Origin of the sequence: Pseudoalteromonas sp. SWXJ133 (assembly GCF_015864365.1) — a bacterium.
GTDB classification, from domain to species: Bacteria; Pseudomonadota; Gammaproteobacteria; order Enterobacterales; family Alteromonadaceae; genus Pseudoalteromonas; species Pseudoalteromonas arctica.
In genome coordinates this window covers 1-18,161 of sequence record NZ_JADYXJ010000009.1, presented here as the reverse complement: position 1 = coordinate 18,161, position 18,161 = coordinate 1, and the positions used below count along the sequence as shown (strand labels likewise).

At 38.0% G+C, this 18,161-nt stretch carries 15 protein-coding genes; 8 read left to right on the top strand and 7 right to left on the bottom strand.

Annotated features, from left to right (window positions below; genetic code table 11):
• Positions 1–39: 39 nt before the first annotated feature.
• Entirely contained in the window at positions 40–432 is a 393-nt protein-coding gene (locus I6F40_RS08825) for a hypothetical protein (protein ID WP_197192776.1), read from the bottom strand.
• Positions 433–580: 148 nt separating this feature from the next.
• Here I6F40_RS08825 and I6F40_RS08820 point away from each other — a divergent pair, with 148 nt between their 5' ends.
• On the top strand, positions 581–1,378 hold the full coding sequence (locus I6F40_RS08820; protein WP_197192775.1) for a hypothetical protein: 798 nt from the start codon (positions 581–583) through the stop codon (positions 1,376–1,378).
• A gap of 6 nt (positions 1,379–1,384) precedes the next feature.
• Here I6F40_RS08820 and I6F40_RS08815 read toward each other — a convergent pair whose 3' ends face one another.
• Entirely contained in the window at positions 1,385–1,789 is a 405-nt protein-coding gene (locus I6F40_RS08815) for a GFA family protein (RefSeq protein WP_165727856.1), read from the bottom strand.
• A 247-nt stretch (positions 1,790–2,036) separates the two neighbouring features.
• On the opposite strand from I6F40_RS08815, the gene I6F40_RS08810 reads away from it, so the two are divergent.
• Complete coding sequence (locus I6F40_RS08810; RefSeq protein ID WP_197192774.1) at positions 2,037–2,873, top strand: hypothetical protein; 837 nt, start codon at positions 2,037–2,039, stop codon at positions 2,871–2,873.
• Positions 2,874–3,022: 149 nt separating this feature from the next.
• Positions 3,023–4,870, top strand: coding sequence for an ABC transporter ATP-binding protein (locus I6F40_RS08805; protein ID WP_165727854.1), 1,848 nt, complete (start codon positions 3,023–3,025; stop codon positions 4,868–4,870).
• A gap of 130 nt (positions 4,871–5,000) precedes the next feature.
• On the opposite strand, the gene I6F40_RS08800 is transcribed toward I6F40_RS08805, so the two are convergent.
• The 3 genes from I6F40_RS08800 to I6F40_RS08790 form a co-directional block, all read right to left on the bottom strand.
• Positions 5,001–5,420: an MAPEG family protein gene (locus I6F40_RS08800; protein WP_197192773.1), complete on the bottom strand. Its 420-nt coding sequence runs from the start codon at positions 5,418–5,420 to the stop codon at positions 5,001–5,003.
• Positions 5,421–5,609: 189 nt separating this feature from the next.
• On the bottom strand, positions 5,610–7,934 hold the full coding sequence (locus tag I6F40_RS08795) for a tetratricopeptide repeat-containing diguanylate cyclase (protein ID WP_331460300.1): 2,325 nt from the start codon (positions 7,932–7,934) through the stop codon (positions 5,610–5,612).
• 292 nt (positions 7,935–8,226) lie between these two features.
• The gene (locus I6F40_RS08790; RefSeq protein WP_197192821.1) at positions 8,227–9,336 is read right to left on the bottom strand and encodes an endonuclease/exonuclease/phosphatase family protein; all 1,110 of its coding nucleotides are present in this window, start codon (positions 9,334–9,336) and stop codon (positions 8,227–8,229) included.
• A gap of 296 nt (positions 9,337–9,632) precedes the next feature.
• Between I6F40_RS08790 and I6F40_RS08785 the strand changes: the two genes are divergently transcribed.
• The 4 genes from I6F40_RS08785 to I6F40_RS08770 all read left to right on the top strand — a co-directional run bounded on the left by I6F40_RS08785 (position 9,633) and on the right by I6F40_RS08770 (position 15,651).
• The gene (locus I6F40_RS08785) at positions 9,633–11,924 is read left to right on the top strand and encodes a peptidase U32 family protein (protein WP_197192771.1); all 2,292 of its coding nucleotides are present in this window, start codon (positions 9,633–9,635) and stop codon (positions 11,922–11,924) included.
• A gap of 13 nt (positions 11,925–11,937) precedes the next feature.
• The gene (locus tag I6F40_RS08780; RefSeq protein ID WP_197192770.1) at positions 11,938–12,597 is read left to right on the top strand and encodes a glutathione S-transferase; all 660 of its coding nucleotides are present in this window, start codon (positions 11,938–11,940) and stop codon (positions 12,595–12,597) included.
• A gap of 135 nt (positions 12,598–12,732) precedes the next feature.
• The gene (locus tag I6F40_RS08775) at positions 12,733–13,995 is read left to right on the top strand and encodes a valine--pyruvate transaminase (protein WP_197192769.1); all 1,263 of its coding nucleotides are present in this window, start codon (positions 12,733–12,735) and stop codon (positions 13,993–13,995) included.
• Between the two features lie 456 nt (positions 13,996–14,451).
• Positions 14,452–15,651: an Nramp family divalent metal transporter gene (locus I6F40_RS08770; RefSeq protein WP_197192768.1), complete on the top strand. Its 1,200-nt coding sequence runs from the start codon at positions 14,452–14,454 to the stop codon at positions 15,649–15,651.
• 99 nt (positions 15,652–15,750) lie between these two features.
• Here I6F40_RS08770 and I6F40_RS08765 read toward each other — a convergent pair whose 3' ends face one another.
• Positions 15,751–16,203, bottom strand: coding sequence for a hypothetical protein (locus tag I6F40_RS08765; RefSeq protein ID WP_197192767.1), 453 nt, complete (start codon positions 16,201–16,203; stop codon positions 15,751–15,753).
• Between I6F40_RS08765 and I6F40_RS08760 the strand changes: the two genes are divergently transcribed.
• Positions 16,188–17,378: a PQQ-dependent sugar dehydrogenase gene (locus tag I6F40_RS08760; protein ID WP_197192766.1), complete on the top strand. Its 1,191-nt coding sequence runs from the start codon at positions 16,188–16,190 to the stop codon at positions 17,376–17,378. The two genes, I6F40_RS08765 and I6F40_RS08760, sit on opposite strands and share 16 nt — an antisense overlap.
• A 196-nt stretch (positions 17,379–17,574) precedes the next feature.
• Here I6F40_RS08760 and I6F40_RS08755 read toward each other — a convergent pair whose 3' ends face one another.
• The gene (locus I6F40_RS08755; protein WP_197192765.1) at positions 17,575–18,006 is read right to left on the bottom strand and encodes a hypothetical protein; all 432 of its coding nucleotides are present in this window, start codon (positions 18,004–18,006) and stop codon (positions 17,575–17,577) included.
• Positions 18,007–18,161: the final 155 nt, after the last annotated feature.

Below are 18,161 nucleotides of genomic sequence, written 5' to 3'. Positions count from 1 at the left end.
GGAGCACGCTAAAGCGCAGTTATAGTAATACTTAGAGAGTTAATTGAGTCGTACAATCAACATAATACCGGTCATAGGAATTAACCCAAACATCCACAGCTTTATTCCTAAAATATATTTTTTAAAGCTCCCTTTATTTATACAAGATCTAACTCTACTTCTATAACCGTTAAAATCACCCAAAATTAAAAACACAATTCCAATTACGATTGCGTAAAATAGAGCACCAATAAGTAAAGGGTTTTGCTTAAAAGTACTGATTATTTTATCTAAGTAGTGAATGTCAAACGTCATAGCTAAAAGAAAACTATATACAGTAGATATCATAGCTAACAATGCTGCAGCATTAATCGCTGTATTTTTATTTCTTGAATCTAACTTTTTTATCCACTGAGCGCATACAAAATGTACTGCACAAATAAATGTTCTCATTTTCAATCCTTGAATAACGTTTAACTTGTTAATTGCTAATACAATATTATATTTAGAGGTTAAATTACAAACCTTGTTACACAATAACTATTAAAAAATGTGTTTTTCGTGGCACACTAGCATTGTGTGTATATTAATAGTTTAAGTTATGCGTCAGCTAAAAGAAGATACAGTTAAAAGTAACCTTATTGAGTCGCAGCAAAGTGCATACGGCCCCGTATGCGTGTATCAAAATAAAGAATACCGGTGGTTAACGCTTGCACAAAAAACCAATGAAGATATAGGCATTCAAGGCGTTATGAACCTTACACACACTGAACAACTAACAGTGCCTGTAAACCAATGCACGCTGTTGTTTTTACTTAAACCGGTAGATACACTAAATATACTAAATTTAGGCCTCGGGACTGCTGGGTTTGAACGAATCATGTATTACCTGCAAAGTAATACACCTTACATAAACACTATAAACACATTTAATACAGTAGAAATAAACCCAAGTATTGCCTTAATTGCTGCCCAGCACTTTAAGTTACCAATTAAGCACAGCACCTATTTACAATGCGCCGAGCAATATATTTCCCAATGCACTGATCACTTTAACGTAATCACTATCGATATTTTTAGTGGTGAATATCACCAGCCTTTTTTAACCAGCGATAGCTTTTGGCAAAATATAAATAGCTGCAGTGAGCAAAATACGCAAGTAATCATTAATTTAAACCCACAAACTGGCCAAGAGCTGCAAATGCTTTTAGTACTTTTAAGGCAACATTTTAAGTGCTTAGCTATAATAGAGTTTAACGAATACAAAAATATAGTGATCATACTAAGCCAGCAAACATTAATGCACATAAACGTTGATGAAATACAAAACTCACCTGTGTTTATAAATTTTGCACCAAACCTTTATAAAAGTATTAACAGCATTTACCACATTGAATAAAACGCGTTACCGTCCAGGTTCATGTTTTTCATAGCACGGTAAGCTTGTTTCTAGCTTCTCCCAGTTAGCTTTAGACGTAACAAAATTATGCGATAAAACCTGCTCAGTAATATCGCTATCAAATATTCCTAAACGAATTCGTATTCTGCTTTTGTCATCATTATTGCTACTGTAAACCGGCGAGCCACACCACTTACAAAAGTAACGAGTGCGCCCTGGTTTAAAACTAAATTCACTAAGTAATGCTTTTCCTTTGGTTATTGTGAAGTCATCTGTATTTACAAAGCCATTGGTTGCAAATGCAGTCCCGCTGTTTTTTCTGCACAGTGAACAATGACAATGAATAATGCTGGTTATACTACCCGACACTTCAACCCTTACCTCACCGCACAAACACGAACCCGTATACATATAACATCCTAACTATTAAATTATTTTAAACTCAGCTGAAATTTGCTGAGTTGATTTAATGGATAAGTTTACTGGTTAATTTTTTGAATGGAATAATAATTTTTGTATCTTCGCAGTTCCCACGCCATTACCTATTGCTTTAATGGTTGACATAAAAACATTAAATTGGTTACATAACTCTCAATAAAAACTATAGCCAAAATTTAAATTGGTTAACCAAATATCAATAATATTACGAGAGCCAATTATGTCTTCCAAACACATTTTAATTCTATGTTTGTTTAGCACGCTATCAGCATGTTCAACCATTCAAAAAAGTACATCGAGCGATTGGCTACTTATTGATAACTTTGAAAATTCACTTAGCAAGTGGCAAAGTGTCGATACCCAAAATGAAACTAAACCACCGGTTAAAAACCCACAAATAACAGTTATACAACCAGAACAAGCAAACTCATCAACAAATCATTATTTACTAAAAAAACCTGCAGCTGAGGGCATTGTAGGAAATCGTAAAGCGCTTTCTTATACAAAACTTCCACAAGCGGTTGAAGTTGGTCAAACCTACACATTTTATATGCGTATAAACGTGGCTGCTTTTCCTAATAACCATGCTTTTGGATTAAGCAACCTTACGCCAGAGCTAATTAATAAACATGCGTACGATGCGTTTGAGCCTACACTTCGCGTAACCGATAAAACAGAATCAAACGGGTTTGTAAACGATGGCGCTTTAATGGTTAAAACCGACAGCGGGTATAGCAACATTCAAAACTACACTACCAAACAATCGGCCAAGCCACTGCAAACAAATACCTGGTACGACGTATGGTACGTTGTTAATAACGCAGCAGCCTCAGAGCAAGGTCAGCAATATGATGTTTACGTAAAAGGTGGTGAATTTAGCAAGCAAACACTGGTGTATAAAAATGCACAATTTAGAATGAAGCGCGAACAACCTCTTATATATTTTTTAGCAAACTGTAATACAGGCCCAATTAAAAAGCCTTACGGAAATGGTGGTCTCAGATATGACGATTTATACATGAGCAAAGGTACAAACCTAAATAACCCAATGCTATAAAGTAAGTGAAGTGTTTTTAGGTGTTCTTTTATACATAAGTTTATATTAATAACGCTCTAGCATATTCACAATTAATACCTTACAAACCTGCATTTAAAAATACTTAAATGGTATAATAGCCACCATTATTTGCCATTTAAGTTTTTAAAATGTATCGATTATTTGAAAAAATGACAAAAGCATTTCCTGAGGATCAACCTACTCAGCCGCCTTCGACTTTATTTGCTTTTTGTCGTCACTACACCAAAGGAATGGAATTGTCGTTGGTGCTAATGTCAATCAGCGCCGCCATGCTCGCTATTTTAGAGGTTTCTTTATTTAGCTATATGGGGCAGCTTGTTGATTGGTTAACGGCCTACACACCCGAAACCTTGTTTGTAGAGCAAAAATCAGAACTTATCAAAATGGCTGTCATGCTCTTACTGGTATTGCCCGTAGTCGTATTTTTTCATTCTGCTATTTTGCACCAAGCATTACTGGGCAATTACCCTATGTCGATTCGCTGGTTAGCGCATCGTTATTTACTGCGCCAAAGTGTGAGCTTTTATCAAAATGAGTTTGCAGGAAGAATAGCCACCAAAGTATTACAAACCTCTTTAGCCGTTCGCGAAACAGTGACCAAACTACTCGATGTATTAATGTACATAGTGGTTTATTTTGGCTCAATGGTATTTTTAGTTGCCGAAGCTGATTGGCGCTTAATGATCCCTTTACTGGTTTGGTTAGTTTTATACATTTGCGTACAGCTTTATTTTGTACCTCGCCTTAAAAAAATTGCCAGCTCACAAGCTGATGCGCGCTCAGAAATGACCGGTCGAATTGTTGATAGCTACACAAATATTTCTACTATTAAATTGTTTTCGTATACCCAGCGTGAAGAGCAATACGCAAAACAAAGCATGGATGTATTTTTGCAGCCTGTGTACAAACAAATGCGCTTGGTAACCAGCCTAAACTTTGTTATTCAAAGCTTAAATTATTTATTAGTATTTTCGGTTACCGCAGTATCACTTTATTTATGGTCGCTTAGTGCAATTAGCGCAGGTGCCATTGCAGTTGCTGTTAGTTTAGCGCTTAGATTAAACGGTATGGCGCAATGGATCATGTGGGAAATAAGCAGCTTGTTCGAAAACATTGGCACCGTAGCCGATGGTATGAAAACACTGTCTAACCCTATTGAAGTTGCCGATAAACCAAATGCCGATACACTTAACGTAAGCCAAGGTGCTATTGAGTTTAACAACGTACATTTTAACTACGGCAAAGCTGCAAACGAGACTAATCGCAGCCCAGTAATGAATGGTTTAAACTTAAACATTAAACCTGGCGAAAAAATTGGTTTAGTCGGTCGCTCTGGTGCAGGTAAATCAACACTTGTTAACTTGTTACTGCGTTTTTACGATACTGACTCAGGAACAATAAAAATTGATGGGCAAAACATCACAGACGTAAGCCAAGAAAGTCTACGCCGCTACATAGCGATGGTTACGCAAGACACTTCCCTGCTTCATCGCTCAGTAAAAGACAACATTTTGTATGGTCGCCCTGATGCAACACAAGACGAAATGATCAACGCGACCAAACAAGCTAAGGCACTTGAGTTTATAAACGACTTGGTAGATAGCAAAGGTAACAAAGGCTTTGATGCACAAGTGGGCGAACGCGGTGTTACTCTTTCAGGCGGTCAACGCCAACGTATTGCTATTGCACGTGTGCTACTTAAAAATGCACCCATACTTATACTCGACGAAGCCACCAGCGCACTCGACTCAGAAGTAGAAGCGGCAATTCAGGCAAGTCTTGATGACTTAATGACAGGCAAAACAGTAATCGCCATAGCGCATAGGCTCTCAACCATTGCACAAATGGACAGATTAATTGTACTTGATGACGGCGGCGTAGTTGAGCAAGGCACTCATGAAGAACTAATCGCTAAGGGTGGGATTTACGCAGCCCTGTGGACACATCAAACAGGCGGGTTTATAGGCGTCGATTAGCCATTAATATTACCTTACTGTAGACGTGGGTTATATTCTGCTGCTACCTAAACAAAAAAGCAAAGATGCCTTAAAGGCTCTTCGCTTTTTTGTTTAAAGTTATAAATAGAGTTTATAACTTTTTTATAAATTAAGAGATTAGTCTTAACCCTATCATTATCAGCATAACCACATTAGCAAGCACACCAATTAAAAAGAAGTAACTACGTGGGCTTGGGTTTTTCTCCGTTGCTATAGCGTAGTACAGCGCCATGTGAATTAAACGCGCAATTAAGTACACCCAAATACACATTGCAAAAATCGGGCTTTGATAATTAATTACAAACGCAAATAACACCGTACCTATAAATAATGCGCTGTTTTCAAGCGTATTATGAAACGTACGATGCGCTCTAAATATAAAGCTGCCGTGCGATAAATCCTCGTCAATTTTACCTGGCACAGCATTTGGCTCTTTAGCTTTGCTAAACGTAGCCACAGCCCACTGTACAAGCAACATAATTAAATAGAGGTAAAATGCCAAATAGGCCGAAAGTGCAACTTCAGTCATAATTAAATCCCTTATTTTGTTTTTTAACTTAGTTTAGAGTGCAATTTTAAAGCCTAAGTTAATGCACTGATATTTAAAGGGTTAATTTAATAAGCCTAATTACATATGTAAGTAACTCACGGCGTTGTATAAAGTTTACTTGTTATGATTTTAAAAATGACATCAAAACTGAGCTGTATACTGCTGGGTTCACTCCGATCTGAAAAGCTTAAACTCTTCAAACGCACAATCCCACAACACAACTTGATTACGACCCAAAGACTTAGCCTCATAAAGTGCTAAATCAGCCTGTTCAATTAACTCAGAAGGTGTTCTGGCTTTAAATTTAATAGACGTAACCCCAAAACTACACGTAACAGGAATATCATCAAATATCGCTTTTTCTACTTTAATACGAATAGCCTCAGCAATACGTATTGCTTGCTCTTGAGTCGTGTTGGGTAAAATAATACAAAATTCTTCGCCACCAAAACGTGCAACGCTATCGCTCGTTCGTATATTAGCTTGTAAAAGACTGGCAACGCCACAAAGTACGGTGTCGCCAATGCTGTGCCCATAAGTATCATTAACGCTTTTAAAATGGTCAATATCGACCATTAAAATACAATATTCTTCAGTCTGAGGTAAATCCAAAAAGTCGCGATTCATAATCTCAAATAAAATACGGCGGTTATAACAATTGGTTAAAGGGTCTCGCGCGGCCAAATAGTCTAACTCTTCATTACGTTTTTTAGAGGCAATGAAGCTTCGATAAACCAATAAAACAATAGCTAAGCAAGCGGCTAATAAAAATGCGAGCGCAATACTCGCGTATTTGTTTTTTGCAAGCTCTAGCTCTGATATAACCCTAGCTTGGCCTGATATTTCAATTTCATTGTTTTTCTTTTCAAGCTCAAGTTGATGGAGTTTTTCTTTTTCTCTTAACGTCTCCAGCTCTATTTCCATTTTGTGAGAATGCAAATGTGCTTTTTCAAGAGCAAGCTTACTTTCGTCTCTTTCGTATTGAATGATTCCGGTCAGGGCAATTTCTTCTTCTGCGTAACGTAGTGATTCATTTATTCGTCCACGCTGTTTTTCTGCTATTCGAATTTCACGATAAGCGTATAGCTTATGTAACTTATCATCTATTTCAGTTGATAAAGCGAGTGATCTTTTTAGTAAAGAAATCGCCTCATTTGTATCAATACCAATTAAAACCGACGCAAGCGCTGTTAGCGATTTTATCTCATAAAGCTTACTGCCCGTTTCTCTAGCGAACGACAACGACTCTTTGTAATACTCTATAGCCTTGTTGTTATCTCCTTGGGCGCGATAAATATTAGCAATAATACGCGCAGTTATAGAAATGTAGGATGTAAGGTTTTTAGTTTTATAAGTAACATAAGCTTTCTGAGCAAATTTAATCGCTTGTTTTAAGTCGCCAGACTCATAGTTAATAACAGCCATTTCTCTAAAGGCCGACGCGAGCGTTTTTTCCTCGACCATACCTTTTGGTAAATCAATAGTTATTTGATAGAAAATTTCAGCCTGCTCAAACTGCTTTAGTCGTGTGTATAGCAGTCCCATTTGATTCGATGTTTTAGCAATTCCAAGCACGTTATTTTCTTTTTTATAATATAAATATGCCTCATTTATATGCTTAAGTGATTTTTCATAAAGGTTGATGTGGCGATAAATAATACCTGCACCTAATAATGCTTTAGCCAAGCCAACAGGATCGTCAATTTTTTTATGTATTTCTAATGCGTGAGTAGAGTAATCAAGGGCTAAAACTAAGTTGTCTAAATAGCGCTGCGCTTCTGCTAGTGTATTTAATGTACGCGCCATCAACTTTAAATCATCTAAATTAATATATATCTCTAAAGCTTTGGTATAAAAATGAGCCGTTTTCTCTCTATTTTTAAGGCGCTTATACGATTCAGCTAATTTTTTATACGTTTCACCTAACTTTTTTTGTATTTTTTTGTCTTTATTTACAAGGTATTTTAAAGCAGATGAATATTGCGTGATCGCGTCATTATATTTTCTTTGTTCATAAAACGAATCCCCCTTAGTTAGGAGTACTTTTGCTATAAAAAACTCATCGCCATACACAAGCGTTGTTGGTAATAAAGTTTCAATGCGGTTAGCAAGTTCGTCATAACGTTTTTCATCTAATAATATTTTTATATAATTAATAGACGCCTTTATTTGGTTGCGTGAATCATTTAATTTACTGTAATAAGCCGAGGATTGTGAAAAGTGATGAAGCGATTCATTAATATTGTTATTTTTTTTATTCGCTTTACCTAATAAGTTGTGTAATTTTGCACTGAGTAACGTGTCATCAGCACTTTGCGCTTGTAACAACAACGCCTTACTTAGTTCGATACTTGTAATAACGTCAGTATCCATAAGTAATTCGGCTCTTTTTAGCAGCCCTGCATTAGATTCATTGATTAAACTGTATGAGGTGGTTTCTTGCGCGTAAGCACTACTTAAGCTAATAAACAAAACAAAAAGCAAAGCTTTCACTAAAAATTTAGAATTATAAATTCGATTTACGAAGAAAGTATGTACTTGCGAAGTTAAGTCCATCTTTCGCGTGTGATACGAGTAAGTGTAAAATTCCATATTTACCATTTTAGTGATTTGTTATTAATTTAATGCAAAAATTCTGGCGATAAAATATACACATAAAGACTGCAGGTCAAGTTTCGCTGCAATATGGGTAATTGTTAATTTATGATTTTAGCATAATTATGCATATTGCAGCTTAATTCTTTTTTAGCTTAATCGTACGCTGTAAGTTATTAAATGAGAAAACCTAGCTTCTTAGTTTAAGGGTAACCAATACAACACCGTGGTCGGTAGTTAAATCATCACGCTCATACTCGGGGTTTATTAAGTGCCTGTCGTAAGTGTTATGAGCGCTTACTTCAAAAAAGCTGTCATCGTAACTAGCGTCAAACTCACACGACAATAAAATGTAATCAAGCACAGAGCTGCTCGCGCCATAATAATGTGTTGGCGGTCTTAACGGTGCTGGCTTTGTTATATTTATATTTTTTACTTGGCTTTTATCCGCTGAATCAACAATCTCGCTGTTATTGCTATCACAATCACTTTGTTCATCGTTTGTTATTGCTTCATCGCTAAAAACCTCATCATTACTTAGCTGCGACTTAACAAACAAATCCCATGAATCATTTAGACAATATTTAGCGAGGTAGGTTTTAGCATCAAACGCAGGTGCAAAGCGTAGCGTACTCGTCAGTAAATGGCTTAATACGCCATCCGCTAGTTCATTATTGAAGTCCCCCATTAATAGCATGGGCTGTTGCGTAGCTTCGCGGCGAGTAATCATTTGTATCATTAGCAATGTAGCTTCACTGCCACGCTGAATAGTTGATCCCCAACCACCCGCTACATTCGCTTTTAAAATCTCAATTATGTTTTGCTCGGGCGTAAGCTCTTTATTATGCTCATCAACATTAATCATCGGGCGCTTAGATTTAAAATGCACCACATAACAATCAGTATTGCCTATGTGCGGTAAAGTAACGGTCGCTCTCAATACCTTACGACTAAAAGTAAACTCACTATTAAGGCCAAGCGTACTTGCAAGCTCGCTGTCATGCTCAACCGCTGCTACCTCAACTATGGGATATTTAGAGGCAATCGCTACCACGGGGCGTTTATAAATAAAATCATCAAACACCTCTGGCGTATCTACCACCGCAAAGTAATCATAACCCTGCCCGCCCACTAACTCTTTTAACGAATCAATACTAAACACTTCCTGAAACCCAATCACATCAGGGGCATCTTCTTTTAAGTAATCAACAATCCAACGCTGCTTTTTAGTCCACTGCTGCGCGGTATAAATTTTCTCAAACTCATAATATGCATTGGGCGGCTCAAGATAGTTAAACAGGTTAAATGTGGCTATTTTTAGTTGGGTGTTAATAATTACAGATTCATCACGGTTTAAATCTGTATCTAACTGTTTAAGATCTTGATTACTGATGGGTATCGCCTAAGTAAAGTTGAAAATGTTGCTTGCTTATAAACTATCATTTTATTACATGTTTACGTAATAAATCAGCCAGCTTAATAACAATTTTATACAGTCTTTTAATTATGTATTTATTATATCCCTCAATAAATAGCATTAACGCGCCTAAACAGATAAAATTCGCGACAATTAAATATGAGCAAAGTGAAGTTGTAATGAGTAGAAAGATTGAACTATTAGCCCCAGGCGGTGATGTAAACGCGGTAAAAGCCGCCATTGTAGCCGGTGCTAATGCGGTTTATTGTGGGTTAGATACCTTTAATGCACGTAACCGAGCGTCTAATCTTTCGTTTGATGAGCTTAACGGCGCACTTCGCCTAGCCCATGAATACGGCTGTGAAATATTTTTAACCCTAAATGTAGTTATATTAGAGCACGAAATGGGTGCGCTATTTAAGCTATTAAACCAGCTAGTAAATACCACGCTTGATGGCATTATTGTGCAAGATTTAGGGTTATTCAATATTGTTAAAAAACACTTTCCTACTTTGCATATTCACGCATCAACGCAGTTAACTACGCATAACGAATCACAAGTTGAATTTTTAGCGCGCATTGGCGCTACACGTGTAAATTTATCGCGCGAGCTTAACTTAACTGAAATTAAAATACTGACCGACGTAGCACATAAATGCGATGTATTAACCGAAGTATTTGTACACGGCGCCTTATGTATTGCGTTTTCAGGGCAATGTTATTCAAGCTCAGTAAGTGTGGGTAACTCGGGTAATCGTGGTCGCTGCTCGCAAGCGTGTCGTGATGAATACGAGCCAACGGCTATGGGTAACAAACATCCGTTAAACTTAAAAGATAACTCAGCTTATTTCGACCTGCCAGAGCTAGTAGCTGCAGGTGTTGATTCGTTAAAAGTAGAAGGCCGTATAAAAGGCGCTAACTACGTACATACGGTTATTGATAGCTGGCGCAAACAAATAGACACGTTTGTGCAAACCGGTAACCTAATTGAAGACGATTCAAGCTTGTATAAAGTGTTTAACCGTAACTTTACCAATAAGTTTTTAACCGGCGACATGACCAAAAACATGTTTACCGATAACCCGCGCGACCATAGCTTTGATCACGCAAATGAAAAAAACAACGCAATTTCAGTGGTGCAAATTTACGATGCACAGCAAGAGCTTTCCACTCAAAAAAGTGAAATAGATTCGTTAGTTAAAAAGAAAATTGAATTTTTAGATATTTCAAAGCGCGAGCTTACATTAGAATTTACAGGGCAATTAAATCAGCCATTTACTGTAAACATAATTATTGAAGATAAAAACGATATTACGCTTTCGAATAAAAACGAAAAAGAGCCTCTACGCTTTGAAGTTCAATCGCAAATGCTTATGCAAACCGCCGATAAATCGGTTGTTGATATTGCTGCTATTGATAAACGCTTTAAAAGCTTTAGTAATGCCAATTTTGAAATTAAAAATATGGATTACTCAAACTTAGGCGACAACTTAAGCATTCCGTTTAAAGAGCTCGCCCGTATTAAAAAGCAAGTCGCGTTTTTATTAAACGAAGGCAAAGACGTACTCGCGCCTGTTGAATTACCAAAACTAGTAAACCACGAAAAAGCAGATAATAAAACAACACTCTCCATTTTAATATCGGACATAAAAGACGTTCACCTTTGTGATTTAACAGATGGCGATGTTTACTTTAAATTACCTGAGAGCTTTAGAACCGATAACGATAAATACATCAACGTATTTTTAGAGCACCCGCAGTTAATTCCGTGGTTTCCGGCGGTATTAATTGGTAAAGATTTTGAAGAAGCAGTGCGTTTGCTCGAGGTTGTAAAACCCAAGCTTATTATTAGTAACAACACAGGGGTTGCATTTAAAGCGGTGCAAATGGGCATTGACTGGATTGCAGGCCCATTATTAAACACTACAAACTCTTATGCGTTACTAACCCTACAAGAAGATTTAAACGCAAAAGGCGCGTTTATTTCAAACGAAATAAACAAACAGCAAATGCGTAGTATTAAACGCCCTAACAACTTTAAAGTGATGTACAGCATTTATCATCCAATACTAATGATGACCAGCCGACAGTGTTTTTTCCAGCAAACCGTTGGCTGTAAAAAACCACGTATTGACGCAAGCTGTATGTTGAGCTGTAAAAAAGAAACAACCGTTACCAATGTTAAAGGCATTAGCTTTGCAATTGATAAACAAAAAGGCGGCTACCCGAGCATTTATAACCATGAGCAATTTTTAAATATGGATATTGTGACCGATTATGCTGACAAGTTTGACGAGTTTATGATTGATTTAACCGACATTGGCTCAGGCGATAAAGAAAAACTCGATAAAGCCGTTTTACTTGCGCATTTTCAAGATTTAATTAGTGGGCAAACACAAGCAGCTGATCAGTTAAATCACATGGTAAAAGTAAAAACACGTCAGCAATATGTTGAAGGCTTAAATAGCTAAGGTAAGTAATAAAATGACACTGCCATTATTGTATTCATTACAACACTGCCCATACGCAATGCGTGCACGAATGGGTATTTTAATGGCAGAGCAACCCGTTTTACTACGCGCTATTAAAACTAAAAACAAGCCACCGCATCTTTTGCAAATATCGCCAAAAGGCACGGTGCCTGTTTTATTACTGCCGAATAATCAAGTTATAGATGAAAGCCTAGATATTATGCTGTGGGCTTTAAAGCAAAATGATTCGCATAATTTACTGCATACTCAAGACCCATTAGCACTTGAGCGCATGCTTGAATTAATTAAGCTAAACGACACGCAATTTAAACCGGTGCTCGAAAAGTACAAATTTTATGCTCGCACAAAAGACATGGCACAAATTTATTACCAAAAAGCCTGCGAAGAGTTTATTAAGCAATTTGAAGCAAAGCTAACTACCCATAAATACCTAATGGGCATTGAAAAAAGCCTAGCCGACTATGCTCTGCTGCCATTTATTAGACAGTTTGCCCGCGTAGATAAACACTGGTACTTACAAAGTGAATACACGCATGTACGCGCATGGTTAAACGAATTTTTACACGCCCCCATGTTTACCAAAGTTATGACCAAATTTGATTTGTATATGGACTGCGGCGAAGAGTTTTTATACGGCGTTAAAAAATCTTAACTTAGCCTTTGTTTTATAGAAATTTTATTGTCATAGCTAGCTACAAAGCTAAGCATTGAATTATTCTCATCATCGAATTTAAGCCCTTTATTTACGCTATACTGCCCTCCCCATTACTAACAAACGCTATGCATTATGAACTACTCAAACTTTGGCACTAAATTTACACAACCCAACGGCATTACTCAGTTAATGGAAGATTTAGGGGGTGCTAAAAACAGCAGTAATCCTAATATTGTTATGCTCGGTGGCGGTAACCCCGCATTAGTACCACAAGTAAATGAGGTTTTTTTAAGTGAATTACAAAAACTCGTTGCCAGTAACAAGGTATCGCAAGTATTTGGCCTTTACGACGGCCCAACCGGTAACGACGAGTTTAGAGCGGCATTAGCAGGCCAGCTAAGTAAAGAGTATGCATGGGATATTAGCGCCGATAACGTAGCACTTGGTAATGGCAGCCAAGCTAACTTTTTTGTATTGTTTAATATGTTGGCAGGCGAAATGCCGGATGGCAGCCATAAAAGGATTTTATTTCCCCTTGCGCCAGAGTACATAGGTTATGCCGACCAAGGTTTATCGGCTGATATGTTTGTTGCCATAAAGCCTGATATCGAAATTTTAAATACAGGTAGCACATCAAAACAGTTTAAATACGTAATTGATTTTAAAGCAGTTGAAAAAGTACTAGCAAACGACAGCAGCATAAGCGCGCTGTGCGTATCACGCCCTACCAATCCAACAGGTAATGTAATTACCGACGATGAAGTAAAACACCTTGATTTGCTCGCTAAGCAATATGGTATTCCCCTCATTATTGATAACGCGTACGGCGATCCGTTCCCAGGTTGTATTTACACCGACGCAAACCTAACGTGGAACTCAAACATTATTTTATGTATGTCACTTTCAAAACTTGGCCTACCGGGTTTACGCAGCGGTATTGTGGTTGCAAACAATGAGATTATTAAAGCAATTGGCCGCGTAAATGGCAGCATGGTGTTATCGCCAAATAGTATTGGTCCAAGCTTAGTGACACGCTTAATTAACGACAACGAACTACTCCCACTGTGCCGCAACGTTGTACTGCCCTTTTATCGTAATAAAGCACACATAGCGATTGAGTTGTTTGACGAAGTATTTGCCGAACTGCCTGTTTATTTGCACAAACTTGAAGGCGCATTTTTTATGTGGCTGTGGTTTAAAGATGCAAAAATGACAAGCGAGGTGTTGTATCAAAAGCTTAAAGAGCAAGACGTGTATGTGATCCCAGGTCATAACTTTTTTATCGGCATTGACGACAGCTGGGCGCACAAGCACGAGTGTATTCGTATTAACTATGCTACCGATGCAGATACCCTGAAAAAAGGCTTTGAAGCGATTAAAAGCCTAATAAAGTAAATATAATGATGCCGATATAAATATCGGCATCAGTCATTTAACTCGCTTATATATACGTTTAAAATTCATGCAAACGCACTGTATCCCCTTTAAATTTATATACAAGTTGGTATCCTACTCGACCTTTTTTAATAGCAATTCGCTTAATTAAGTGATCTATCAGAGGTGAGAAAATCGTGTCGATAACCAGGCAAAAATTTCGTTATTTAGTTGTCCTATATCAGAAATTTTTAACGCAGTTAGCGTCAGATTTAATCCCTCAAATTGATTAAGTATTATTGCGGATTGGTATAACATATGCTTATTAAAAAAGAACCAGTCAAGGGGCGACTATCGCTGCAGGGCACTTAGTTTAAGTGGCAGCAATAACACAATCGGCATCGCGTATAAATATTGGTTTTAAACGTTAGATGTAACTTTAAATAGCAACATGCAATAGCACTATTAAGGTCAATTATGCGATTAGGACCAGGACTACTCGTCACCGCTGCCTTCATTGGACCAGGGACCATTACTACCGCCAGCGTGACAGGTGCAAACTTTGGTTTTGCACTTATATGGACATTACTGTTTTCAGTAGTTGCTACTATATTATTACAATCTATGGCGGCGCGCCTTGGCGTTGCTACCGGGCAAGATTTAGCTCAAGCACTCAGAGCACATATTCAAACGCCTTTATTTAAATCTTTAGCTATATTTTTAGTCATTAGCGCCATTGGCGTGGGCAGTGCAGCTTATGAAGCGGGTAACTTAAGTGGCGCTAGCATGGGGCTAATTGAAATATTCCCTCAAGTTAGTCCTCAACTATGGACACCACTAATTGCTCTTTTAAGTGCTGCTTTACTTTATAGCGGCAAACATAAAGTGGTTGAAAACGCGCTAATTTTACTCGTTATTTTAATGAGCTTAGTGTTTATCTCAACACTTGTAATGGCAGCCCCTTCACTGGGTGATGTATTTGCTGGTTTTATTCCTAGTATGCCTGAGGGTTCGATTACAACCATACTAGCTTTAGTTGGCACTACCATTGTGCCATACAACTTATTTTTACACTCCGGCGTGCTCGCTGCTAGACACGACAGTAACAGCGACATGCAAAAAGTGATTAAACAAACAAATGTTGATACAGGTCTATCAATCACTTTAGGCGGTGTGATCACTTTAGCTATTTTATCTACAGCTTCAGTTGCATTTTATGGCACCGATGCGGGGCAAATTAGTGCGGCTAACATGGCCGTGCAGCTAGAGCCATTGCTTGGTGACGCCGCTCATTACTTTTTTGCTATTGGTTTATTTGCTGCAGGTTTAACAAGTGCTATTACAGCGCCACTTGCGGGTGCTTATGCTGTGTGTGGCATGTTAGGCTGGTCTAACGATATGAGCAACACGCGCTTTAAAGGCGTCGCTATTGTTATTTTATTGTTTGGTGCTGCGGTGGCGTCACTCGGTTTAGACCCTGTCGCGGTAATTATATTCGCACAAGCGGCTAACGGTTTATTACTTCCTATTGTTAGCACCTACCTTGTATGGCTGGTTAATCAAAAAGGGGTTATGGGAAACTACACTAACTCTTTGCTATTAAACCTGGTTACCCTACCCGTTTTAATCCTAATTTTTGGGCTAAGTAGCTACAAACTAATTAGTTTAATTTTTTAATTAAATTCTAAAGGTCATATTTAAAGGCCGCTGTTTACAATAAACAGCGGCCTTTATTAATCACCAAATAACGTATAGGCCGTACTTATATTCACACAGCTAACACGCTTTTTGGGTTTTAGTTGCCTTAACTAATTGCGAAAACGCCAAACCACCTACCGCGCCTGCAAGCAGTTGAGCATAAAAACCCCAGCCTCTTGCGCCCGCTATAATATGAATATTCATAATTGATTCAATAGCAATTAACACAATAGCAAATGCCACAATGCCAGCAATAACAAATAGCTGAGCACTGTATTTTTGAACCTTTTTATTAAGCTTTGCGGTAACAAAAAAAGCGATGGCAAGTGCTACGGCAATAATAGCGCCGTAGGTAGGTAATAGGCCTAACCAATCATCAAGCGTTAAACTAGCACGATCACTAAAGCCCACCACTACACCTACATTAACTAATTGATTGACAACGTATTGGCTATGAAACAAGCTAGCAAGTGTGAATGTAAGTAACCAAGAAACTAAAAATGAAGGCAATATACGTGTTAAAAACGACATGGTTATCTCAACTTAAAATAAAGCTTTTTTCTTATACTAGTCATGCTAGCAAAGGCTTGCCCCGTAAACAATGTATCTCTTTTTTTACTTTGCTTTCGCTTTTTTCGTTTTCTGTTAATGCAGATGCTACGTTACCAAAGGAGCAATACAGTACAAAAACACTGGCTACGCAATTACAGTCTCCGTGGAGCATGGTTGAACTACCAAACGGCACATGGTTAATTACAGAGCGTGATGGTCACGTAGTTATAGTTAAAAACAACGCGCAATCAAGAGTAAAATTAAACCTAACAGGTTTATACGTTGCAGGCCAAGGTGGTTTACTCGACATTGTATTATCACCAGATTATAACGACTCCAAAGAAGTTATTTTTACCTATGCCCAAGGTGATGCAAGCGCAAACAGGCTTGTTGTTGCCAAAGCCACGTTTAATGGCACTGACTTTTCAAAGCCTAACGTTATTTATAAAGTAGCGACTGATAAAAACACACCGCAACATTACGCAGGACGCGCCCTTGTCCTACCCGACAATACGTTATTAGTTTCAACGGGCGATGGGTTTGACTTTAGAGAGCAAGCACAAGTTATCACCAGCCAACTCGGTAAAATATTACGTATAAACCTAGATGGCACCATACCAACAGATAACCCATTTATTAATCACAAAAACCTAAATGCACATGCTGTTTACTCACTTGGTCATCGTAACCCTCAAGGCTTAGTTTATGATTACGATACGCAGCAAATTGTTAGCCACGAGCACGGCCCTGCAGGCGGTGACGAGCTAAACTACTTAACCGCTGGGACTAATTACGGCTGGCCGGTAATCACCTATGGCAAAGATTACTCGCAAGCGCGTATTTCACCATTTACCGAATATAAAGGCATGCAAAAACCAAGTGTTAATTGGACGCCATCAATAGCGCCGTCAGGTATGGCATATTACGGCTCTAAACATAACGCCTTCCCTTCACTGCAACAACATGTGCTCATTACCACACTCGTTGATAAAAAGCTCTACAGCGTTAATCTGGCCAATGGTGAATTTACGCAGTCTCACGTATTTCCCAAGGCCGCAGGCAGGTTAAGAGATGTGTTTATAACTAATAAGGGTAACGTCGCGGTATTAACCGACGGTAAAGAGGCAAAGCTAATGTTGATGACATCAAATTAATTAACAAAGGGGATAAGAGCCGCTGCGCTTTTAAAGTAAGTAGCGGCTTTAAATAAGCCACTTTGGTTAATTAAGTAATTTGATTAGTAAGATCAGGGTTTAACCCCTTTAGTTTTAAGATTAAGGGGAGCGTCTTTATTATGTTCTTAATAACGTTCTTCTCTCCAATTGCCTTTGCATATACTTACTGTGCTTGTTATTTACCCGATTCCAATTGCTGTTTCAATAACTCAATAAGTTGAGTGTTAAGCCCTGTAATTTCGGCTTCTAGTAATTTCACTTTAGCTTGTGACTCTTCATCATCTTTACTGCGTAATAATGCAGTTTCCTGTAGTAGTTTTTCTATCTTTTCTTGTATTTCAGCAATCTGTTCATCAATAGGATCTTCTTCAGATTGTGATGCCTGACTTGCATCTTCATTGCCTGATAATTTACGTAACGCTTCACGATTTTGATCTTCCAGACTTTTTTCTTTTCCTTCTTCGGATATATCCACTTGGTCACTTTGAACCGCTGCTTTGTGCACAGTCGCTTTTTCGGTTACTTCATCAGCTACCACCTTTAAAGTTTGTTTTTGCGGGTAAGTTTCTAAAGGTTTAGAGGTTATGTGAACTGACATTTTATCCATTTTAATATTCCTTGTTCCGTCAATTATTAGCGAGATGTAGTGGTCAATAAAATTTGGCCACAGTTTTAGAATCTTGATATCTAACCTCAGATTCATTTGGCGCTAAACCGGCATTATAATGATGCGGCCTAACGTTGTTGTAATATCCGTTGATA